Annotated in this window: 25 protein-coding genes; 14 read left to right on the top strand and 11 right to left on the bottom strand. The window is 44.0% G+C overall.

Annotated elements, in window-relative coordinates; genetic code table 11:
• Window positions 1-17: 17 nt before the first annotated feature.
• From rlmD to QT992_RS11275, 6 genes are all read left to right on the top strand, one after another.
• Window positions 18-1,430: a 23S rRNA (uracil(1939)-C(5))-methyltransferase RlmD gene (gene rlmD / locus QT992_RS11300; RefSeq protein ID WP_333140692.1), complete on the top strand. Its 1,413-nt coding sequence runs from the start codon at window positions 18-20 to the stop codon at window positions 1,428-1,430.
• A gap of 357 nt (window positions 1,431-1,787) precedes the next feature.
• On the top strand, window positions 1,788-2,018 hold the full coding sequence (locus QT992_RS11295; protein WP_333340950.1) for an addiction module protein: 231 nt from the start codon (window positions 1,788-1,790) through the stop codon (window positions 2,016-2,018).
• The gene (locus QT992_RS11290; RefSeq protein WP_333340947.1) at window positions 2,015-2,323 is read left to right on the top strand and encodes a type II toxin-antitoxin system RelE/ParE family toxin; all 309 of its coding nucleotides are present in this window, start codon (window positions 2,015-2,017) and stop codon (window positions 2,321-2,323) included. Before QT992_RS11295 ends, QT992_RS11290 begins: the two co-directional genes overlap by 4 nt.
• A gap of 14 nt (window positions 2,324-2,337) precedes the next feature.
• A complete protein-coding gene (locus tag QT992_RS11285; RefSeq protein WP_333340944.1) occupies window positions 2,338-2,673 on the top strand; it encodes a XisI protein in 336 nt (111 codons plus the stop codon).
• Between the two features lie 149 nt (window positions 2,674-2,822).
• Window positions 2,823-3,137: a DUF433 domain-containing protein gene (locus QT992_RS11280; protein ID WP_106331699.1), complete on the top strand. Its 315-nt coding sequence runs from the start codon at window positions 2,823-2,825 to the stop codon at window positions 3,135-3,137.
• Window positions 3,138-3,485 carry a DUF5615 family PIN-like protein gene (locus tag QT992_RS11275; RefSeq protein WP_333340941.1) on the top strand — a complete coding sequence of 116 codons (348 nt, stop codon included), beginning with the start codon at window positions 3,138-3,140 and terminating at the stop codon, window positions 3,483-3,485.
• An 86-nt stretch (window positions 3,486-3,571) separates the two neighbouring features.
• On the opposite strand, the gene QT992_RS11270 is transcribed toward QT992_RS11275, so the two are convergent.
• Entirely contained in the window at window positions 3,572-3,775 is a 204-nt protein-coding gene (locus QT992_RS11270) for a hypothetical protein (RefSeq protein ID WP_333340938.1), read from the bottom strand.
• A 69-nt stretch (window positions 3,776-3,844) separates the two neighbouring features.
• Window positions 3,845-4,375, bottom strand: a complete 531-nt coding sequence (locus QT992_RS11265) for a LuxR C-terminal-related transcriptional regulator (RefSeq protein ID WP_333340935.1) — start codon at window positions 4,373-4,375, stop codon at window positions 3,845-3,847.
• 363 nt (window positions 4,376-4,738) lie between these two features.
• Here QT992_RS11265 and QT992_RS11260 point away from each other — a divergent pair, with 363 nt between their 5' ends.
• From QT992_RS11260 to QT992_RS11245, 4 genes are read left to right on the top strand one after another with little or no spacing between them, the layout of a single operon-like run.
• Complete coding sequence (locus QT992_RS11260; protein WP_333286146.1) at window positions 4,739-4,963, top strand: hypothetical protein; 225 nt, start codon at window positions 4,739-4,741, stop codon at window positions 4,961-4,963.
• 37 nt (window positions 4,964-5,000) lie between these two features.
• Window positions 5,001-5,429, top strand: a complete 429-nt coding sequence (locus QT992_RS11255; protein ID WP_333204980.1) for a hypothetical protein — start codon at window positions 5,001-5,003, stop codon at window positions 5,427-5,429.
• Window positions 5,429-6,280 carry a ThiF family adenylyltransferase gene (locus QT992_RS11250; protein ID WP_333340931.1) on the top strand — a complete coding sequence of 284 codons (852 nt, stop codon included), beginning with the start codon at window positions 5,429-5,431 and terminating at the stop codon, window positions 6,278-6,280. Before QT992_RS11255 ends, QT992_RS11250 begins: the two co-directional genes overlap by 1 nt.
• Before the next feature lies 1 nt (window position 6,281).
• Window positions 6,282-7,262 (top strand): hypothetical protein, encoded by a 981-nt coding sequence (locus QT992_RS11245; RefSeq protein WP_333340928.1) that lies wholly within the window; start codon window positions 6,282-6,284, stop codon window positions 7,260-7,262.
• A 391-nt stretch (window positions 7,263-7,653) separates the two neighbouring features.
• On the opposite strand, the gene QT992_RS11240 is transcribed toward QT992_RS11245, so the two are convergent.
• The 5 genes from QT992_RS11240 to QT992_RS11220 all read right to left on the bottom strand — a co-directional run bounded on the left by QT992_RS11240 (window position 7,654) and on the right by QT992_RS11220 (window position 8,960).
• Window positions 7,654-7,881 carry a hypothetical protein gene (locus QT992_RS11240; protein WP_333340925.1) on the bottom strand — a complete coding sequence of 76 codons (228 nt, stop codon included), beginning with the start codon at window positions 7,879-7,881 and terminating at the stop codon, window positions 7,654-7,656.
• Window positions 7,871-8,128: a hypothetical protein gene (locus tag QT992_RS11235; RefSeq protein WP_333340922.1), complete on the bottom strand. Its 258-nt coding sequence runs from the start codon at window positions 8,126-8,128 to the stop codon at window positions 7,871-7,873. Before QT992_RS11235 ends, QT992_RS11240 begins: the two co-directional genes overlap by 11 nt.
• Window positions 8,129-8,216: 88 nt before the next feature.
• Window positions 8,217-8,441 carry a DUF7689 domain-containing protein gene (locus tag QT992_RS11230; RefSeq protein ID WP_333340917.1) on the bottom strand — a complete coding sequence of 75 codons (225 nt, stop codon included), beginning with the start codon at window positions 8,439-8,441 and terminating at the stop codon, window positions 8,217-8,219.
• A 31-nt stretch (window positions 8,442-8,472) separates the two neighbouring features.
• Window positions 8,473-8,700 carry a hypothetical protein gene (locus tag QT992_RS11225; protein WP_333340914.1) on the bottom strand — a complete coding sequence of 76 codons (228 nt, stop codon included), beginning with the start codon at window positions 8,698-8,700 and terminating at the stop codon, window positions 8,473-8,475.
• 68 nt (window positions 8,701-8,768) lie between these two features.
• Window positions 8,769-8,960 (bottom strand): DNA-binding protein, encoded by a 192-nt coding sequence (locus QT992_RS11220; RefSeq protein WP_333340912.1) that lies wholly within the window; start codon window positions 8,958-8,960, stop codon window positions 8,769-8,771.
• A gap of 319 nt (window positions 8,961-9,279) precedes the next feature.
• Between QT992_RS11220 and QT992_RS11215 the strand changes: the two genes are divergently transcribed.
• From QT992_RS11215 to QT992_RS11200, 4 genes are all read left to right on the top strand, one after another.
• The gene (locus tag QT992_RS11215) at window positions 9,280-10,395 is read left to right on the top strand and encodes an SPFH domain-containing protein (RefSeq protein ID WP_333340909.1); all 1,116 of its coding nucleotides are present in this window, start codon (window positions 9,280-9,282) and stop codon (window positions 10,393-10,395) included.
• A gap of 668 nt (window positions 10,396-11,063) precedes the next feature.
• Complete coding sequence (locus QT992_RS11210; protein ID WP_333229034.1) at window positions 11,064-11,381, top strand: YkvA family protein; 318 nt, start codon at window positions 11,064-11,066, stop codon at window positions 11,379-11,381.
• 514 nt (window positions 11,382-11,895) lie between these two features.
• Complete coding sequence (lpxD, locus tag QT992_RS11205; RefSeq protein WP_333342859.1) at window positions 11,896-12,936, top strand: UDP-3-O-(3-hydroxymyristoyl)glucosamine N-acyltransferase; 1,041 nt, start codon at window positions 11,896-11,898, stop codon at window positions 12,934-12,936.
• 120 nt (window positions 12,937-13,056) lie between these two features.
• The gene (locus QT992_RS11200) at window positions 13,057-13,920 is read left to right on the top strand and encodes a CPBP family glutamic-type intramembrane protease (protein ID WP_333342858.1); all 864 of its coding nucleotides are present in this window, start codon (window positions 13,057-13,059) and stop codon (window positions 13,918-13,920) included.
• A gap of 443 nt (window positions 13,921-14,363) precedes the next feature.
• On the opposite strand, the gene QT992_RS11195 is transcribed toward QT992_RS11200, so the two are convergent.
• From QT992_RS11195 to QT992_RS11180, 4 genes are all read right to left on the bottom strand, one after another.
• Window positions 14,364-14,822, bottom strand: a complete 459-nt coding sequence (locus QT992_RS11195; protein WP_333204951.1) for a hypothetical protein — start codon at window positions 14,820-14,822, stop codon at window positions 14,364-14,366.
• 54 nt (window positions 14,823-14,876) lie between these two features.
• Window positions 14,877-15,239, bottom strand: a complete 363-nt coding sequence (locus QT992_RS11190; protein ID WP_333342857.1) for a hypothetical protein — start codon at window positions 15,237-15,239, stop codon at window positions 14,877-14,879.
• 84 nt (window positions 15,240-15,323) lie between these two features.
• The gene (locus QT992_RS11185) at window positions 15,324-15,662 is read right to left on the bottom strand and encodes a hypothetical protein (RefSeq protein ID WP_333245729.1); all 339 of its coding nucleotides are present in this window, start codon (window positions 15,660-15,662) and stop codon (window positions 15,324-15,326) included.
• Window positions 15,663-15,847: 185 nt separating this feature from the next.
• Window positions 15,848-16,345 carry a hypothetical protein gene (locus QT992_RS11180; RefSeq protein ID WP_333342856.1) on the bottom strand — a complete coding sequence of 166 codons (498 nt, stop codon included), beginning with the start codon at window positions 16,343-16,345 and terminating at the stop codon, window positions 15,848-15,850.
• Window positions 16,346-16,790: the final 445 nt, after the last annotated feature.

Here is a 16,790-nt window from a genome sequence, read left to right as displayed (position 1 = left end):
TCCTACCACGACTACTTGTGACCAAATCTAAATTCCCGACCCCAAACTCGACGAAATTGGCAAACCCTTGCCAGCAAGGTCAACTGATTGAGATAGAGATTACCGACTTGACAGACACCGGCGACGGAGTTGGTCGTTTTGGTGAGTTAGTAGTGTTTGTGCCTGATACCGTAACGGGCGATCGAGTCCTTGTCCGCCTCGTGCAAGTCAAATCCACCTATGCTACAGGCAAGCTGGACACACTTCTGGAAGCATCCGAACACCGCATCCGAGCTAATTGCATTGTCGCCGACAAGTGCGGCGGCTGTCAGTGGCAGCACGTAGATTATCAATATCAGCTTGCAGCCAAGCAAAATCAAATCATTCAAGCCTTAGAACGGATTGGCGGATTTAGCAATCCCCAAGTGGATGAAATTTTAACGGGAAAAATCGAGGGATTTCCCCAATTTTTGGGATACCGCAACAAAGCGACTTATCCCGTGGCAATATCTGCAACAGGTCAAGTCCAAGCAGGTTACTATCAAAAAAGCACCCACAAATTAGTCAATCTCAATCAGTGTCCGGTGCAAGACCCGCGCCTCAATCCTTTGTTAAAAGAAGTCAAAGAAGACATCCACTGGCGCGATTGGCAAGTCTACGACGAAAAGAAACATACAGGAGAATTGCGTCACTTGTCCTTGCGAATCGGACGGCGCACCGGCGAGATGCTGCTAACTTTAATAGTTCGCACTGGAGAGTTGCCGGGACTCGAAGAGCAAGCATCAGAGTGGCTGAAACAATATCCTCAACTGGTAGGTGTTTGTTTGAATATAAACCCCGCTCAAACTAATGTGATTTTTGGTTCCGAAACTCGCTGCATTGCTGGTCGTTCTTATCTGCGAGAAAGTTTTGCGGGTTTGAAATTTCAGCTAAGAGCAGATACTTTTTTTCAGGTAAATACAGAGGCGGCTGAAGCGTTGTTAGAGGTGATGGTAGGGGAATTGAATTTGCAGGGAAACGAGATTTTGGTTGACGCTTACTGCGGAATTGGTACTTTTACTTTACCCCTGGCAAAACAAGTAAAAATAGCCATAGGTTTAGAAGTGCAACCGGCGGCGATCGAACAAGCCCAATTAAATGCTGAGTTGAATGATGTGAGAAATGTCGATTTTCACACCGGAACTGTAGAGAGTTTGCTGCCATCCTTGGGATTGACACCGGATATTGTGCTGCTAGATCCGCCGAGGAAAGGGTGCGATCGCGCGGTTTTGGAAGCTATCAAGGAAATCAAACCAAATCGTATTGTTTATGTTAGCTGCAAGCCTGCTACTTTGGCTCGCGACCTGAAGATTTTGTGCGAGAATGGGGATTATAAGTTAGCGCGGGTGCAGCCGGCGGATTTCTTTCCTCAGACTTCTCATGTTGAGTGTGCGGCGTTTTTGGTGCGGTAGGTAGGTGGACATGATGGCATTTATGTATGTTCATCTTGTATCAAGAAAGAGGTAGATTGCGATTTATCATTGGGTGGGGGCGGGTTTATGAGATTGTCGATTACAGGCAATTATTGTTGGTGAACCCGCCCCTACAGCATCAAAAACACTTTTCAACCGAAGCTAACAGGCACGATATAAAAGGTTGATTCGCGATCGAATAATTTGCGAGCGCGTCGGGGCGGGTTTTACCAACAATCTCGACCTAATACCAGTAATCTAATAAACCCGCCCCGACTTAGGCTATAATCAAACAAGATTGTACAATGTGCTGCCTTTTCAACTTAACTATTTAGCGATTTTAGTTTGGATACCATTATGCTATCAATTGAGCGACTGATGAAAGAAGCTTTATCTTTGCCAAATGCGTTGAGAGCGCAGTTAGCAGAGAGGCTAGTTGAGAGTCTTGAATTTGATATAGACGGAAGAGTTCAAAAGTTGTGGACTGTGGAAGCTAAGCAGCGTCGCGACGAAATACGAAGCGGTATGGTTGAGCCAATTCCAGGAGAAGAAGCGTTAGCTCAGATTAGGCAGATTATAGCACAATGAGGTACGTTTTTCACCCGGCCGCATTAACTGAATATGCTCAAGCTGTCCAATTTTATACAGAGCGTCGAGTTGAATTAGCGCAAGCTTTTATTAATGCCGTTGAAGATGCTATCTTCCGTCTTGTCGAATCTCCAACTCGTTCGCCGATAGTTGATGAAGATATTCGCCGTTGCCTAACGCGAAAGTTTCCTTATGGAATTCTCTACACAATAGAGGATGATTTTATTTTAATTGTGGCAGTAATGCACTGCAATCGAGAACCAGGATACTGGAAAGACCGAGTTACAGAGAAACCACCAGATTAAGAGGTGATTGTGGAATGGATCGATTAGCTAAATATCGGCAGATTGTTCGCACTTTCCTGATGGAATATAGCAAGACTAAACCAATCAAGGGCGACATTGAAATTCAGGTATTGTTTGACACCGAACATGACCATTATCAGATATTAGATTTAGGTTGGGACGGTCACAATCGGATTTATAGTTGCCCGATACACTTAGATATCCGAAATGAAAAAGTCTGGATTCAACGCAATCAAACTGATGAACTGATTGCTGAGGAGTTAGTGCTGATGGGTGTGGCGCGGGAGGATATTGTTTTGGGTCTTCAGCCTCCCTACGCAAGACCGTTTACGAGCTATGGTGTTGCTTAGGCTGTTGCGATCGCACTTATAATGTCTTGTCACAAGGGATCTCGCTTTTGGGAATGAAAGGGCGATCGCTTTGTTTAATTCTTTTGATTTTTGTTGACTGTTATAATACTATTTATGCTAATATCCTGTAGAGATAGATCCAAAAAGCAATGACATCAGCTTTAATTTATCCTCATATCGAGAAAGTAGCGGGTCAACCCGCACGGTTGCAGCGGATACCCCGCGTGCGGGTTGCTCAGATTGTGATGGATTATCTAGCTTACGGTTGGTCAGTGGAAGAGATGTGCCGCCAGCATCCTTATTTGATGCAGTCGGAGGCTCATGCAGCAATGGCTTATTACTTCGACTTTCAAGCTGAAATTGAGCAGGAGATTCGGACGGAATGGGAGCAGGTACAACAGGAAAAATCTCTGCTTTCGCCTTCACCATTTTTCGTGAGAATGCGTGCTAAGGGGTTGTTGTAAGTGGCGATCGCTCTGTACATGGACGTTCACATTCCGCAAGCAATTACCGAGCAGTTGCGCCGTCGTGGCGTGGATGTTTTGACTGCGATCGAAGATGGTGGGACAGAATTGCCGGATGACGAACTTTTGGAACGTGCCACTCAGTTAGGGAGAGTATTGTTTACTCAAGATATCCGTTTTAGGGCAATGGCTCAAGATTGGCAGCGTCAGGAAAAACAGTTTGCTGGTTTGATATTTGGACATCAGCTAGGCGGTACAATCGGACAGTTTGTTAAGGATTTGGAAGTGATTGCTTTAGCCTCGGACTCTGATGAATGGATGAATGCTGTTGAGTATATTCCTTTTTAGTCAGTTGTACTCTCGATCGCGCGATGCCTACGGCTGGCTACGCCTACGCAAATTAGCTCGAATTTGTGCCATTGCGGTTGCACCGTCTACGACTTCACCGCGTTGGGATGCAAGATGTCCAATCTGTGCGTCTCGTTGGAGTTCTTGCAGTCGTCCTTGATAAATATCTTGCTGTTGTTCGAGTAGTTTAATGGCTGCAAGGATAACGTCGATCGCGCTGTTGTATTTGCCGCTGGTGAGGAAAGCGCTGCACTCCTGGCTTCGACTTCAGGAGGCAAAACAATTTGCATGGTGTTTCAGATGAGGGGTGGTGATTCTATTGTAGGCGATTCCCTACGGGATAGCGGCGCTTCACGCCTTCAGTTAGATTGGTTTGTTGAGGGGCGATCTTTTGTATCCATGTCTTCTGTCATTGTTGCTTCTGAAAGCGAAGGTAATGTTAGTTGAAGGTGAATGTCAATTGTTATTGAATGACTTTGATTGTTCAAACTTATATTAACTATATTTACTAATGGAGATTGGGGTAAATAATTGTTTGAGTGAGATTTAACAGAGGGCATAGTTTTATATCCAGCTTCCTCTAGCCAGTTATGAATATTTCTCCAGTTGCTTACCTTTTCGTTAGGTACATCTGTAATTTTTTTAAAGTATTGATATAAAGTTTTAGATACATAAACCTCAACACCTTTACGACTTTGATGGAGTTGGCTAGCTATTTCAGCAGGACTGTGGCCGCAGAGCAAACCTCGGAGAAAAAGCTTTTCCCGTTCTGTAAGTCCCTTTCTCGCACGAGGAGAGACTTGCCACTTGGCTTCTGCCATAGCTTTGTAGAGCCTTTCCAAGTCCCAGTTATTCGCAGCCTCGGCAAACATCTCGTCGCTGGATGTCATCGCAGTATGTCTCGCTTAGTTGATAGCTATAGCCTAACTAAAGTTATAGCTTTGGCTAGTTGCTATCTGAGTATACTGAGTTTATCATCGTAATAGCTACTCAAGTTCAGCTTCTTTGGACTAACAAGGCATCATACCACCCAAAGCTTGACTAACTAACGCTTTCAGGCTAGGGACTCTTAAAGAGATTTAGGGTAAAAAAGGCATTAAGGAACCGTTAGCTTGACAGAGTAAGCTTTCAGAGTTCTTGCCAATTGGCAAGAACTCCAGATTTTGTTACTTAATTAAGTCAAGATTAATTGCTGCCTTTGCCGGAAATACTAAGTTAGGAGTAGCTCAAGCTGTTTTTCACGTGTTAAGCAAATGCCAAATGATTTTGACGATATAGTCGATGGAATTACGGAAGGAGTAATTAGTGCTGCTGCTAGAGGCGTTGGCAGATCAATTGCAAATATGGCAGAAAGAGCCTTTAACGCTCAAGAAGAAGATGAGTTTGTAGAAATCGATTCAGATGGTGTAGTTCGTCCACTCCCACCCAATCAATCTCCAAAAGGAGTGGCACTGCGCGATCCGAAAGGTGAGTATTAGTTGCCTAGCCTCAAAAGTAGTTATTAAACAATAAATAATGACAAATATTGCTATTAATCGTGGACTTATATTTCTCGGAAATGATTTATCTAGAGATAGGATGGCTGTTGAGAGTGAGAAAATTAAGCGCTACTATCCACAGTTTGCTTTTAAAGCATCCAAAGGGTCTATCAAGGCTGTAGAGGGGTATTTAAAGACAGCGGACGAAAACTATTACCTAGTTAGCATAGAAATTTCTTTAGAATATCCTTACAAGATGCCATCGATTAAGTTGCTTGAAAGAACCATTGAACCTGATTGTCCTCACAGATATCCGATGAGTGGCAATTTATGTGTGATGAAGCCAGAGCAATGGACTTCAAACTATTCATTGGCATATATGGTATCTAAGGCTGCAATCTGGGTCAACAAATATGATGTTTGGCAACGTACTAAAAAGTGGCCAGGAAAAGAGCAAGCACACTAATGAAAGATCAAAATTATTCACTTGAGTTTGATAGAATTAGCTATCTACTTAATCCAGAAATTTTTTCAAATAAGCGGATCACTGTTGTGGGTTTAGGTAGCGGTGGCACACCAGCTTGCGATCACCTTGTAATGAATGGTATTCGGATTTGGGAACTTTACGATCCAGATACTCTGGAATCTGAAAATCTTGTCAAGCATCCTAGAATGCGTAAAGATTTAGGACGACTCAAAGTAGACATACAAAAGGAGTGGATAGAAGACAGAAATCCCAATGTAGAAGTTAAAACTTTTGCAGAGGATGTGATGCAATCTCCGAACTTTATTGAGTCGGTTCGTCGCTCGGATATCGTTCTTTCTTGTTCAGATAAAAAGAGTGTCAGAGAGTTTGTCAGTGACCAGTGTGTGGCAGCGAAAGTTCCTTTTGTAACAGCATCCGTGTTTCGGACAGGCATAGGAGGTGAAATTTTTGGCTACATTCCAAGTCAAACTGGTTGTTACAAGTGTTTACAACTTTTCTCCGAACTCAATCAACTTGACTTATCAGACGATGCTTTAGGACTTACGGAAGATGAAGAAAGTAGAATTTACGGTCTTGATGAAAAAGAATTTCGTGCATCAGGACTATCAATTGATATCCAAATGATTGCATTGATTCAAGTTAGGATGGCTCTATCTATTTTGCTGAGAGAGTCAACTCAGTCAATGCCTACATTGAAAAGTAACTGGATTGTGTATGCCAATAGACCAGCCCCAGGAATATTTCGCAGTCATTTTGAAGCAAAGCAAATGCTTTTAAAACCTCAAAAAGTATGCTACTGCACTACTAGCAATCATCAATTGGAGGATTAGTATGTCGGGAGTTTTATCTTTGTTTGGAATAGGTAGAGCAGATGATAGGCATTCTAATCCAGACATATCAGTTGAAATTTTTGATACTGTTATTGCCCGAATAAGTCATGCAGTATCAGTTTCTAACCGTGAGGAAGGTGGAAAGTTTGTTGGAAAAATCAGTCAAAATCGCAATCAGATAAAAATTCGAGTAGAAACTTATATAGACTCTGGCCCTCGTGTCAATAACTCAGTAGGTCACTTGATGCCAGATGGTGAGTATCAAGAAGCAATGTTTCGCGTGTTGGAGAAATTTGACCAAGATATTAATTACCTGGGCTCTTGGCATACTCATCACTGCAATGGATTAGCAGAATTGAGTCAAGGTGACATTAGGGGTTACAGAGAAACTGTGAACAGCCGTCAATATGATTTGGACTATTTCTTTGCTTTATTGATTACAGATTTGTATGGCGCGGAACTTCGGAAACGTTACTACCTATTTGTCAGAAGTCAAGGATATGCGGATATTCCGGATTCTGCCGTACATATTATTAAAGGAGCATCACCTTTAGAACAAATTTTGAAAAGTGCTGAAGAAGCTGCATTTGCTCATCGCAGCAGTCAAGCAAATTTCTATAGAGGTGCGTCTGAACATAGACCTCAGATGGAAGTAGCCGCAGATTTTATGCAAAAAATACGGAGTGAAGATCGAGGATGGATATTGAATAGCTTTCCTACGGCACAGACACTGGAAGCCAAAAAGGATGGATCTATATATTGGAGGTGGCTGATACCTTTAGATGATGGTGAGCTTAAGGTTCGTTATCAATATCCTAGCTATTCTTCCTCTAAGCCAGCACATCTAGAAATTATCTATGACAGCGAGGAAGTTATCTCAGAAAATATACTATTAAATTCTTCTCGGTTTGAGCAAATTGATAAATATTTAGCTCTGGCAATGGAGAAGGCGAAGTCAATAGCATTAAGAAACACAAAATGAAAAAATAGGGTAGAAGAGGAGTACTCCCCTAGGCCCGAAATAACAAAAAGGGCGATCGCCCGTCTCCCGTCCCAAATCCATGTTTCGCTGCTACTTTAGCTTGCGTAAGTCAGGCAAGTCGGCATTTATGAGGACTGCTCAAAGCTCGATCGCGATTTGGAAGTTTTGATTGCAGCCGGCATCCCACGTCATTTATTTAAAATACTGACTTCCAACGATGACATCGATTTGAAGCCTGTAACGCAATACCTCAAAGCAGTTTCCTAATGTTGTGGGTTTAACGCAATTGTTCTTTTTCCTAAAGTGCGATCGCCCTTATTTTCCGAAAGTGCGATCGCCCTCTCTTATCAAAAGAGTCAATAAAAGCTTCTGAGTTTGTTTAACTACACATCTAAACGTGATAAGCAGTAATAGCAACAGTTCCATCAGGACTGTAAATAGCTTCAATGCGTCTAAAAGTAGAATGAGTCCACCACACTTTCAGGCGATTTCCCTGAGCCGGAGCCGTACCCATTTTACCGTAGCCTGCTGTCAATAGAAGTAACTCAAATTCGGTAGATGGCAAGGTTTTTGCAGTAATTTGAGGGATGCCGTCAAGTTTATGCTTATCAAGGGTCATAACTACCTTGGTAAGTGCTGTAGATGCGATATCCCGGCAATACTAAAGCAATGCCAATGGGACTGTGAATAGTCCCCGGATAACTTTCTTCTGCCAAGCTACCCCCAATCCGAATTTTGAGCGCACCCAGCCAAATGTAGATCCCTGGAATTAAAGTATCTAAACTGTAGGCGATGGATCGCATTTGAAGATCGGGGGGATTAATCGGTTTTAAATACTGTGGCTTTTCTGGTTGGGAAATGGACATGGCACTGATTCCCGTGCGGTATGGTGCAAAAATAGTTTTGTCGATTACACTTTAACATAATCTAAGTTTTACTTTTCAATTGTTAAGATTATTTTACTATTTTGTCGCGATCGCCCTTACAAATTTCATATCCCAGCGTTTGATAAGCCTGAATATACGCTTCTAGAATCTCCTCTTGCGGCACACCGTCAGGCAAATAAAATTGCTCTCCAGGTATCGGTTGCCACCAACGATCGTCTTCCTCAGAAGCCGAGGCAAAGCAGTTATATTCTTGAGATTTAGGGCTGGTAACTGGATAATCCGTGCGAGACAAATTGGACTACTTAAATTCAAATTATGGTCTTCTATACATTCTCTTCAATCGCGTAGCCTTGATTTCTCCCCCAATCTATCCAAGCTGATGCCATCTGTTTTACCCTTCCCCTTTGTTCTGGTTGAATGGGATTTTCACCCGTAATTGCACTCAACGCCGATAACCAGTAAAGGGGATTTCTTTTCAGTTCCGATAGCAACAGCGGCACGATTTGTGTTCCCATACTAATAATTTCCTGATAGACAGGATGCTGAGACATTTGGGCAGTTGAAGAAAGCCCAGCAACATCTTTTTCTCAATCCGAGGCTAGTGCATAAAATTTGTCCACTATCTCAGGGGAATTTCAGCATTTTTGTTGAGAATATTTTGAGCAGTATTGGGTGAAAGACTTTCTGGCTGTGCGAGTAAGTTTTCGATGCCTATTAAAACTAACTCTTCTATCGATACATTCAAGTCGTTAGCGAGTTTTTGTAACTTCAGGAGGCGCTCATCTGAAAGGGCAATCGCGATCGTATTCATCTGACTTACGCTCCTAGCATGATGCCTTAAGTATAGCCAATAAATCACTCACCTTTAGTCACCGTTAAACCAAATTGTAGGGTGCGTTAGACATTAATTCTTTCGATTTCAACAGGTTTAAAGGATCGGACGCACCCTACGGACAGTATTTCGATCGCCCCCACCATCAACTAGATGCAAACTAGATCCAGTCCGGCCTGAATCGCGGGGAGTCCAGAAGTATAGAATAGAGGTTGCGAAACCGGCACACCGCCCGATCGCTCACCCCCAGCAATTTGTTACCCTAAAAATAGAATCTCCCCTCCCTCAACTCCCTCCCATGAACAACGCTTCTCCACTAATTCAAACCGTCACACCCGAACGCTGGGCAGGCTTTAGCATGGACTTTATAGGGGCGGGTTACACGGGTGTGTTGGTCAAAAACGGCCGCGCCGTGCGTACCCTGAAATCCGGGCGGCATTTCAGCTTCGCCCTTCCCCTGCTAGAACAGTGTCAAATTGTCCTCGTAGACACCAAACTCCGCAATTTGGAGGTGCAGTCGCACGGAGATTTTTTGTCTAAGGATCGGTTTTTAATTGATGCCACTCTGACCGTTATTTATCAAGTTATAGATCCGAAACGGGTAGCTTTGGAATTGTCCGATCCTATAGGTGCTTTAGCAAGTGCAGTTAAGGATTGTATGGGATTAGCTATCGGGCAAATACCCCTACAACAGCTTATCAGTCAAGGACGGCTGTTGCTGCGCCAAAATTTGCTCGATCGCGTCCAAGATTTTTATACCCTAGGTTTTAACTTAGAAGACGTGCGAATTGGCGATGTCAGCTTTCCCGAAACCAATGGAGTTATTCGCCAAGTTGAGGGAATGAGTGCCCGACAAGAAGCAGAAAATGCCGCCGCCCTGCAAATGAGAATTGCCGAAGCAGGCCGTCCGATTGTTCCTCAATCTCCCGTACAGCAGTTAAACTTAATTTCAGGTAATTCTCCTGCGAGTCTTCCAGCTTCTGACACAGCAGCGGGGTTCGATCGCGATTTACAACAACTAACACAACAACTTGCTCAAAACAGTCTCCCTGCTGGGAGAAATCCTCCCCAACTTGCACCAACCGTACTCGCAAGCAGCGATCGCCAAACAACCGCATATTTAATCTACAAACTTTCTGGAGAAGCGATCGCCCTAACAGCCAATCCCTTTACAATTGGACGCGAACCAACCAACACTTTAGTATTACAAGACCCGCAAAGTTCGCGCTACCACGCTCAAATCCGCCGCGCCACTGACGAAATTGGCAAACAGCGATATCAGCTTGTCGATAGCGGCAGTTCCAACGGCACTTTTGTGGGTGGGCAGAGGCTGGCTGCTAACGAGCCTTTTTGGCTACCAAACGGCTGCGAAATTGCGATCGGCGACCAAAAATGGATCTTTCAAAATTCGTGAGTCAGAGATATGAAGATGTTTTTAAACAGCAGATAAACACAGATAAATCCCATCAGCGTTTATCTGTGTTTATCTGCTGACATCTGCGGTTAAAAAATCCCAATTTGAGTAACTTGCTTTAATCACGATATACAACTAATATCATGTCCGGTCGATTACCATCATTGCTGTAGGGGCGGGTTCACCAATAATATTTGCCAAAAACCGACAATCTCAAAAACCCGCCCCGGCCTGTGTATTATGCGCGATCGATCGGACATGATATAATAGATGAAGATGCTTTTAAACAGCAGATAAACACAGATAAATCCCATCGGCGTTCATCTGTCAGGTTTCTGTAGGGCCGTTACCAAGAGTCCCCGCCCTTCCGACACAGCTTGACAATCAAGCATCCAGGATACCCGCCACGTGATTCATCCGTCCAGAAATAAAAAACCTGTATCCGATAAAGGAGCCCCCGAATTTATCTCGCGCAAGTCAATGCTTCAATTCTTTAATCTAAAATCTAAAATCTAAAATCTAAAATCTAAAATCGATTGACAACTTCTCCCTCCCCAATTCCCTATACTCCCAGGTAGAAGTCTCTTGCCAACCCTAGGGGGGATATCTCCACAAGCATTTCGAGCGACAATTTGTCAAGATGGAAAATATAAGTAGAGGACAACCTGATGAACTTTTCTATACAATCTGTTTACAACTGGTACCGCGACACCCTCCGCAACCCCAAGTACCGCTGGTGGATTATTCTGGGAACGCTGGCATATCTGGTAAGCCCGATCGACATTGCCCCAGACTTTCTCCCCGTCGTCGGACAAATTGACGATGTGGCGATCGCAGTCTTGCTGATTTCCGAAGTGTCCCAAATGGCGATCGACTACTTTAAATCTCGCCAAACAGAGACAGCATCAGCATCCGAAGCCACCGGTGCCCATTATTCTGAAGCCCAAGGCAGCACCGTTGACGTAGATGCAGTTTCTGTAAAATAATTGCCAAAAATAATCTAGCGCTACAACCCCGACTTCTTCAAGAAATCGGGGTTTTTGTTTTTTCAATGGCAACTGCTCAGATCGTGCTCCAAAGCTGGTAATTTTAACTTTGACATCCTCACCTACCTAAAGGCACGGTGATTCCAAGAATCACTTCTTGAACCTTTCTGCTTCTTAGCAGCGGCCTCCACCCTCAATGAGATTTGGTCTTATGCTCGCTCCACAGACTAACCCCGCAAGCCCTGCGGTTTTTACGTGTCGAATACCAAAAGGAATTCTTGTATACTATTTGATTCTGGGGGTGTTTACCATTGCCCCATCCTCTTTTCCCGGTCTACCGATTTTTCTTCCCCGTTGCAATTGTTGCAAGCTTTGGTGTTAGGGTTTATGTCTCCATCGTCACGGGTGGGTCATTGACCACTCAAATTATACCAGTAAAGCCGTCCTAAAAGGACGGGGTTTCTACCCAAATTTTCTGATAATCCATCTGTGTTAACAACAAATTTTTTTAGAGATGAAGTTTAGCGAAATAGTACAAAAACTTAACTTAGCCACCAGTCGCACCCTCACAGCGTCGGTTGCTACCGATCCCGAAATTACTGGCGCTGCCCCAGTTGATGAAGCTGCACCCGGTACTATCAGTTACATAGAAGGTGCTAAATTTGCCACTCATACAGCCACTACAAATGCTTCGGCTTTAATTTTACCCTTAGATGAAAGCCTCCAAGCTCAATGTGACGATCGCAACATTGCTTGGATTGCCGCAGCAGATCCGCGATTGTTATTTGCTGAAACGATCGCCATTTTCTATCAACCGTTTCGCCCAGCATCCGAAATTCATTCCTCAGCCGTCGTTCACCCCTCAGCAGAAATTGGTGAAAATGTCTATATCGGCCCCAACGTCGTTATTCAAGCAAAAGTCAAAATTGGCAGCAACGTTTGCCTTCACCCAAATGTCGTAATTTACCCAGATGCGGAAATAGGCGAAGGCACTGTTTTACACGCTAATTGTGTGATTCACGAACGTACTCGCATCGGGGCAAATTGCGTGATTCACAGCGGTGCGGCGATCGGTTCCGAAGGTTTTGGGTTCGTGCCGACAGCCACAGGATGGGTGAAAATGGAGCAGTCTGGCTGCACTGTATTAGAAGAGGGCGTTGAGGTTGGCTGCAACAGCACGATCGACAGGCCCGCTGTCGGAGAAACCCGCATCGGCCAGAATACAAAAATCGACAATTTAGTGCAGGTAGGTCATGGCTGTCAAGTCGGGAAAAATTGCGCGTTTGCCGCTCACGTTGGCATGGCTGGCGGAGTAAAAATTGGCAACAATGTAATTTTGGCAGGTCAAGTAGGAATTGCTAATCAAGCCAAAATCGGAGATGGGGCGATCGCCACTGCTAAAGCCGGAATTCACAGCGACGTGCCCGCAGGTGCGATCGTGACGGGCGTTCCAGCAATTCCCCACAAACTCTTTCTCAAAGCCGCAGCCGTTTACAACCGCTTGCCCGAAATGTACCAATCTTTGAGGCAAATTCAGCGCAAGCTCGATCGGTAGTCAATTGGCAGTAGTCAGTTGGCAGTTGGCAGTTGGCAGTAGTCATTAGTTAACAGTCATTAGTTAACAGTTAACAGCCAACAGCCAACAGCCAACAGTAGTATAGTTGCAACTCCTTAAATGTGGAATAGTATAAACAACCTGCAATTGATGTCGCCGTCAATACCAGCCCTTGTTAAAATAATCTTCTTTTTCTCGACTTGGATTGTTGTGTGGCTTCCCGCAGCGATTGTGCTGGCGATCGCCCTCAAATGGCATCCACCCCAACCCCTGGGGAACAAAAAACTACCTTTACTAGCTTCCCTCTACGTGATTGTCCCCTTCATTTTATGGGCGACAAGTTGGATCGAAAACGCATCTTTTGCCCACTGGGGTTGGGATTGGAAACCCGCAGTTTTGAGGTCATTAATGCGGGGATTAGGATTAGGAATAATCAGCTTAGTAATTTTATTCGGTCTGCAATTAACCGCAGGCTGGGTCGAGCTAAAAAAAAGCGAAACTTCCACAGAAACAGGCGAACAAAAAATTAATGTTTGGACTTTAATTTTTAACCCTGCTAGTCTGCTGACTCTGTTATTAGGACTGTGGATTAGCGCCACAGAAGAGTTAATCTTTCGCGGCTGCTTGCAAACAATCCTCCAGCAAGATTACTCAGTGCTAATCGCAGCAGCGATCGCCAGTTTCATTTTCGCGATCGCCCACCTAATTTGGGCCGCCAAAGAAACTCTACCGCAACTGCCAGGATTGTGGCTGATGGGGATGGTTTTAACATTAGCCCGCATCGCCGACAATGGCAGTTTAGGATTGGCGATCGGCATTCACGCAGCTTGGATTTGGGGTATAACTACCGTAGATACAGAAGGCGCAATTAAACCTACTTCTACCGTACCAGAATGGATTACAGGAATAGCAGCGAAACCGCTAGCAGGTGCAGCCGGAATTCTGTTATTGCTAGCAACAGCAGGCGTAGTTTTGTTAATTTAAATAAGACTTACTCTAAAAAATCCGGTTTTTTATAAAAGATTGGCTCTCCTGGATTTGTGGTAGAAATGAGAGTATAAGCGTCTTCCTCATCCGGGATATGGGGCCCGCACCACGAGCATTTTTATTTTGCTGAGCACCATAAACTCAGGACATTTGGATTATGATATCAATTCCGGTTGCACTCCTCATAATAGTTGACTGTTAATTGTTAACTGTTAAATCGGGGTCGCAAAACTCAATGATGGTTGAGTGTTGAATGTTGACTAGACCTCTTGCAAAAATAATTAGGACGGGCAAGATGCCCATCCCACAAGAAAAATAACTCTTGTGGGACGGGCATCTTGCCCGTCCCATTAATTGATGAAAGGATTTTTGCAAGAGGTCTACTCGATTTTACGCCCGACGATCAAGCGCGGATTTGATATGATATCTACTCTCTTGAATCAAATATTCAAAGGACGTGATGGCGGTGGTGGCATGGGCGGTTTAGCGATCGCCAGAGACTTAGAATAGCGAGCCTCTAAAACACCAGTTCTAAACTGAGCCACTTTTTCTCCCTTCCTGTGAAATACTATCACATTAACCCGACTGCTGTAAATAGTCAGATACCGCTGTTTGACAATGAAGGCAAGAATAATAAAGACAACACCGATAAAAATACTGAGAGTCGGAATTCCTAACCAAAACAGCCACCAAGTACAACCCTCTCCTGTTTCAATCGCTCTAACATCCTCAATCGGAATAAACACCTCTTTTGTTTCTAATCCAAAAAAAGATTCCGAGCTGATTTGTAACATTTCGCCAGCCAATTTAACCGTAATTGTGCCATTACTTTGAACGGGAACAATCCCCACAATTTGACCAGGTGTACCGCTGATTTGGATGAGTTGATTAGATTTCATATTTATTGTCTCTTGGCAGTTCGGAAAAGCTATTAGATCGCCTCCTTTTAGGATTTAGCACGTCCGAAGAATTGTATAACAACAACCTCGACCTATTTGTTGACTCAAACTTGCTCTACCTATCGCCACAAGTACCACTAAAACCTCCTGCGTATAATAGGCAAGCTGATGGCCATAGCTGTAAGGTAAATCTAACTTGCTGGCAACTGGTTTGAGGACATCTGCTGCTTCATCTTTATTAACTTGATGTCCCTTGAGTTGATTGTACAAATACTCCACTACTTCACAAGTAATGTTTTTTGTAAATACGATTGTAGGTCTTTGATCCTTAATCACATCTACTCGATAGTTTGAGCCTTCACGGTAGACTAGGTGGCAGTTGCGTAATCTAACCTCTCCAATCAATTCGCTCTCCATCTGTTCCTCCTATTTGATTCTCTAAGCAATTAGCAGCGATCTATCTTGGGCAATTTACAAATAAAATTGCTCATCTCATGTTTACTAAAACCCAAACTCTTCCCCAAGTCTCCGCCTCAAATCTCCCGATATTGGTAATTGGCGGATTTCTTTGCAAATTGCAGCATGAGATTCTCCATTTTGAATGCGCTGCCTGTAAATTCCAATTAACAGCGCTTCAAGACCGTACTTAGATAACATTTCTGTCGCTAAACCGATGATGCCTAGCAAAGCAATGCCACCGAACATTCCTGCTGGTCCACCTAACATTGCCAAAGCCGTCGTAATTGCGGCCGCTCCTGCAAAACCTGTAGTTGCCATCACAATTAGAAGTAAAATTACAGGCAATCCTAGTCCAGCAGCTTTCCTAACAAACTCGTCCATAATGTCGCTCCTAGTCTGTATATAGAGGAATTAAAAATCCGAGAATTGGGTTTTTGGGTCTTGACTTCCGTTTAACAAAGGGATTCAATGAAACCAGCCCAAAAATTTATTTACTCATTTCATTAATTTTTTCTAATTTATTGAATGATTTGGTATGGGTTTAAGTTTGATCTCTAGGATCTTACCTAGTCCCACTCCAAAAACTTGATTGACAAATCATTGTTACTGCGATCGCCTAGTTGAAGAGCATTGTCCATGATGCTCCTGAATTCATAACCCTGATTGCGAGCTAATACACCGCCAAGCCGAACAGTCAAAAATTCGACTACTGCTCCGTCTCGTTTATCGATAAATTGAACGCTGATAGACCGAACTTTAGCCGTCTTACTTTGCTTGTTGGTTAACCGCCCTACAAGAAATCGCTGAGTTCCTGTATTTTCCATCGCTAATCCAGTTAACTCCAGTCCATTCACGAGCTGAACCCTAAAAGGGTCTGGCTTCCGCGTGTTTTCAGGTGGTTTGGGAAATCGACAAAGCTCATCGAGAGATTCATACTGTTTTCTTTCAGAATTCAATTGAAAACACCCCGGATACTCTTGGGCGATCGCCCTCGGAAACAGATTGAAAAGAGACAGAAGCGCGATCGTAGGTAAAGCGGTTATCAACTTGACGCACCTAAACATGGCCTTTTACTCTCCAATCAGCAACGATACTCGTAAGTTGTTTTAGTCCAGCAGTTTTCACAGGTAAATCTGGTTTCGACATCTACTGATTAACCAGGGTCAAACCCAAAAATTATGCAAAGCTGAGGGGGAAACTGTATTCAGGTTCGCTGAACTCAGAAAGCTCTCCGGCTGCGCCGACTTTCTGAAACATCCACCGCGCCTAACTGAGATTAATGTATCAAGCAAAGTTCTAGTTTGTCAAGCTAATGCTCAAAAACATCTCATTAAGTGAGATAAAACCCTCAAAAGTCGATTTCAAAAGGCTCTAGCCCCACTAATGGCAGGGCGGTTTCTCAGAAAAACCAGGATTTTGTAGGGGCGGTGCCCCCGTGCCCGCCCAGCCCCGTGCCCGCCCAGGCCCGTGCCCGCCCAGCCCCGTGCCCGCCCAGGCCCGTGCCCGCCC

Source organism: Microcoleus sp. T3_D1, from assembly GCF_036700405.1.
Lineage (GTDB): Bacteria > Cyanobacteriota > Cyanobacteriia > Cyanobacteriales > Microcoleaceae > Microcoleus.
This window is presented reverse-complemented; position numbering and strand designations above follow the sequence as displayed.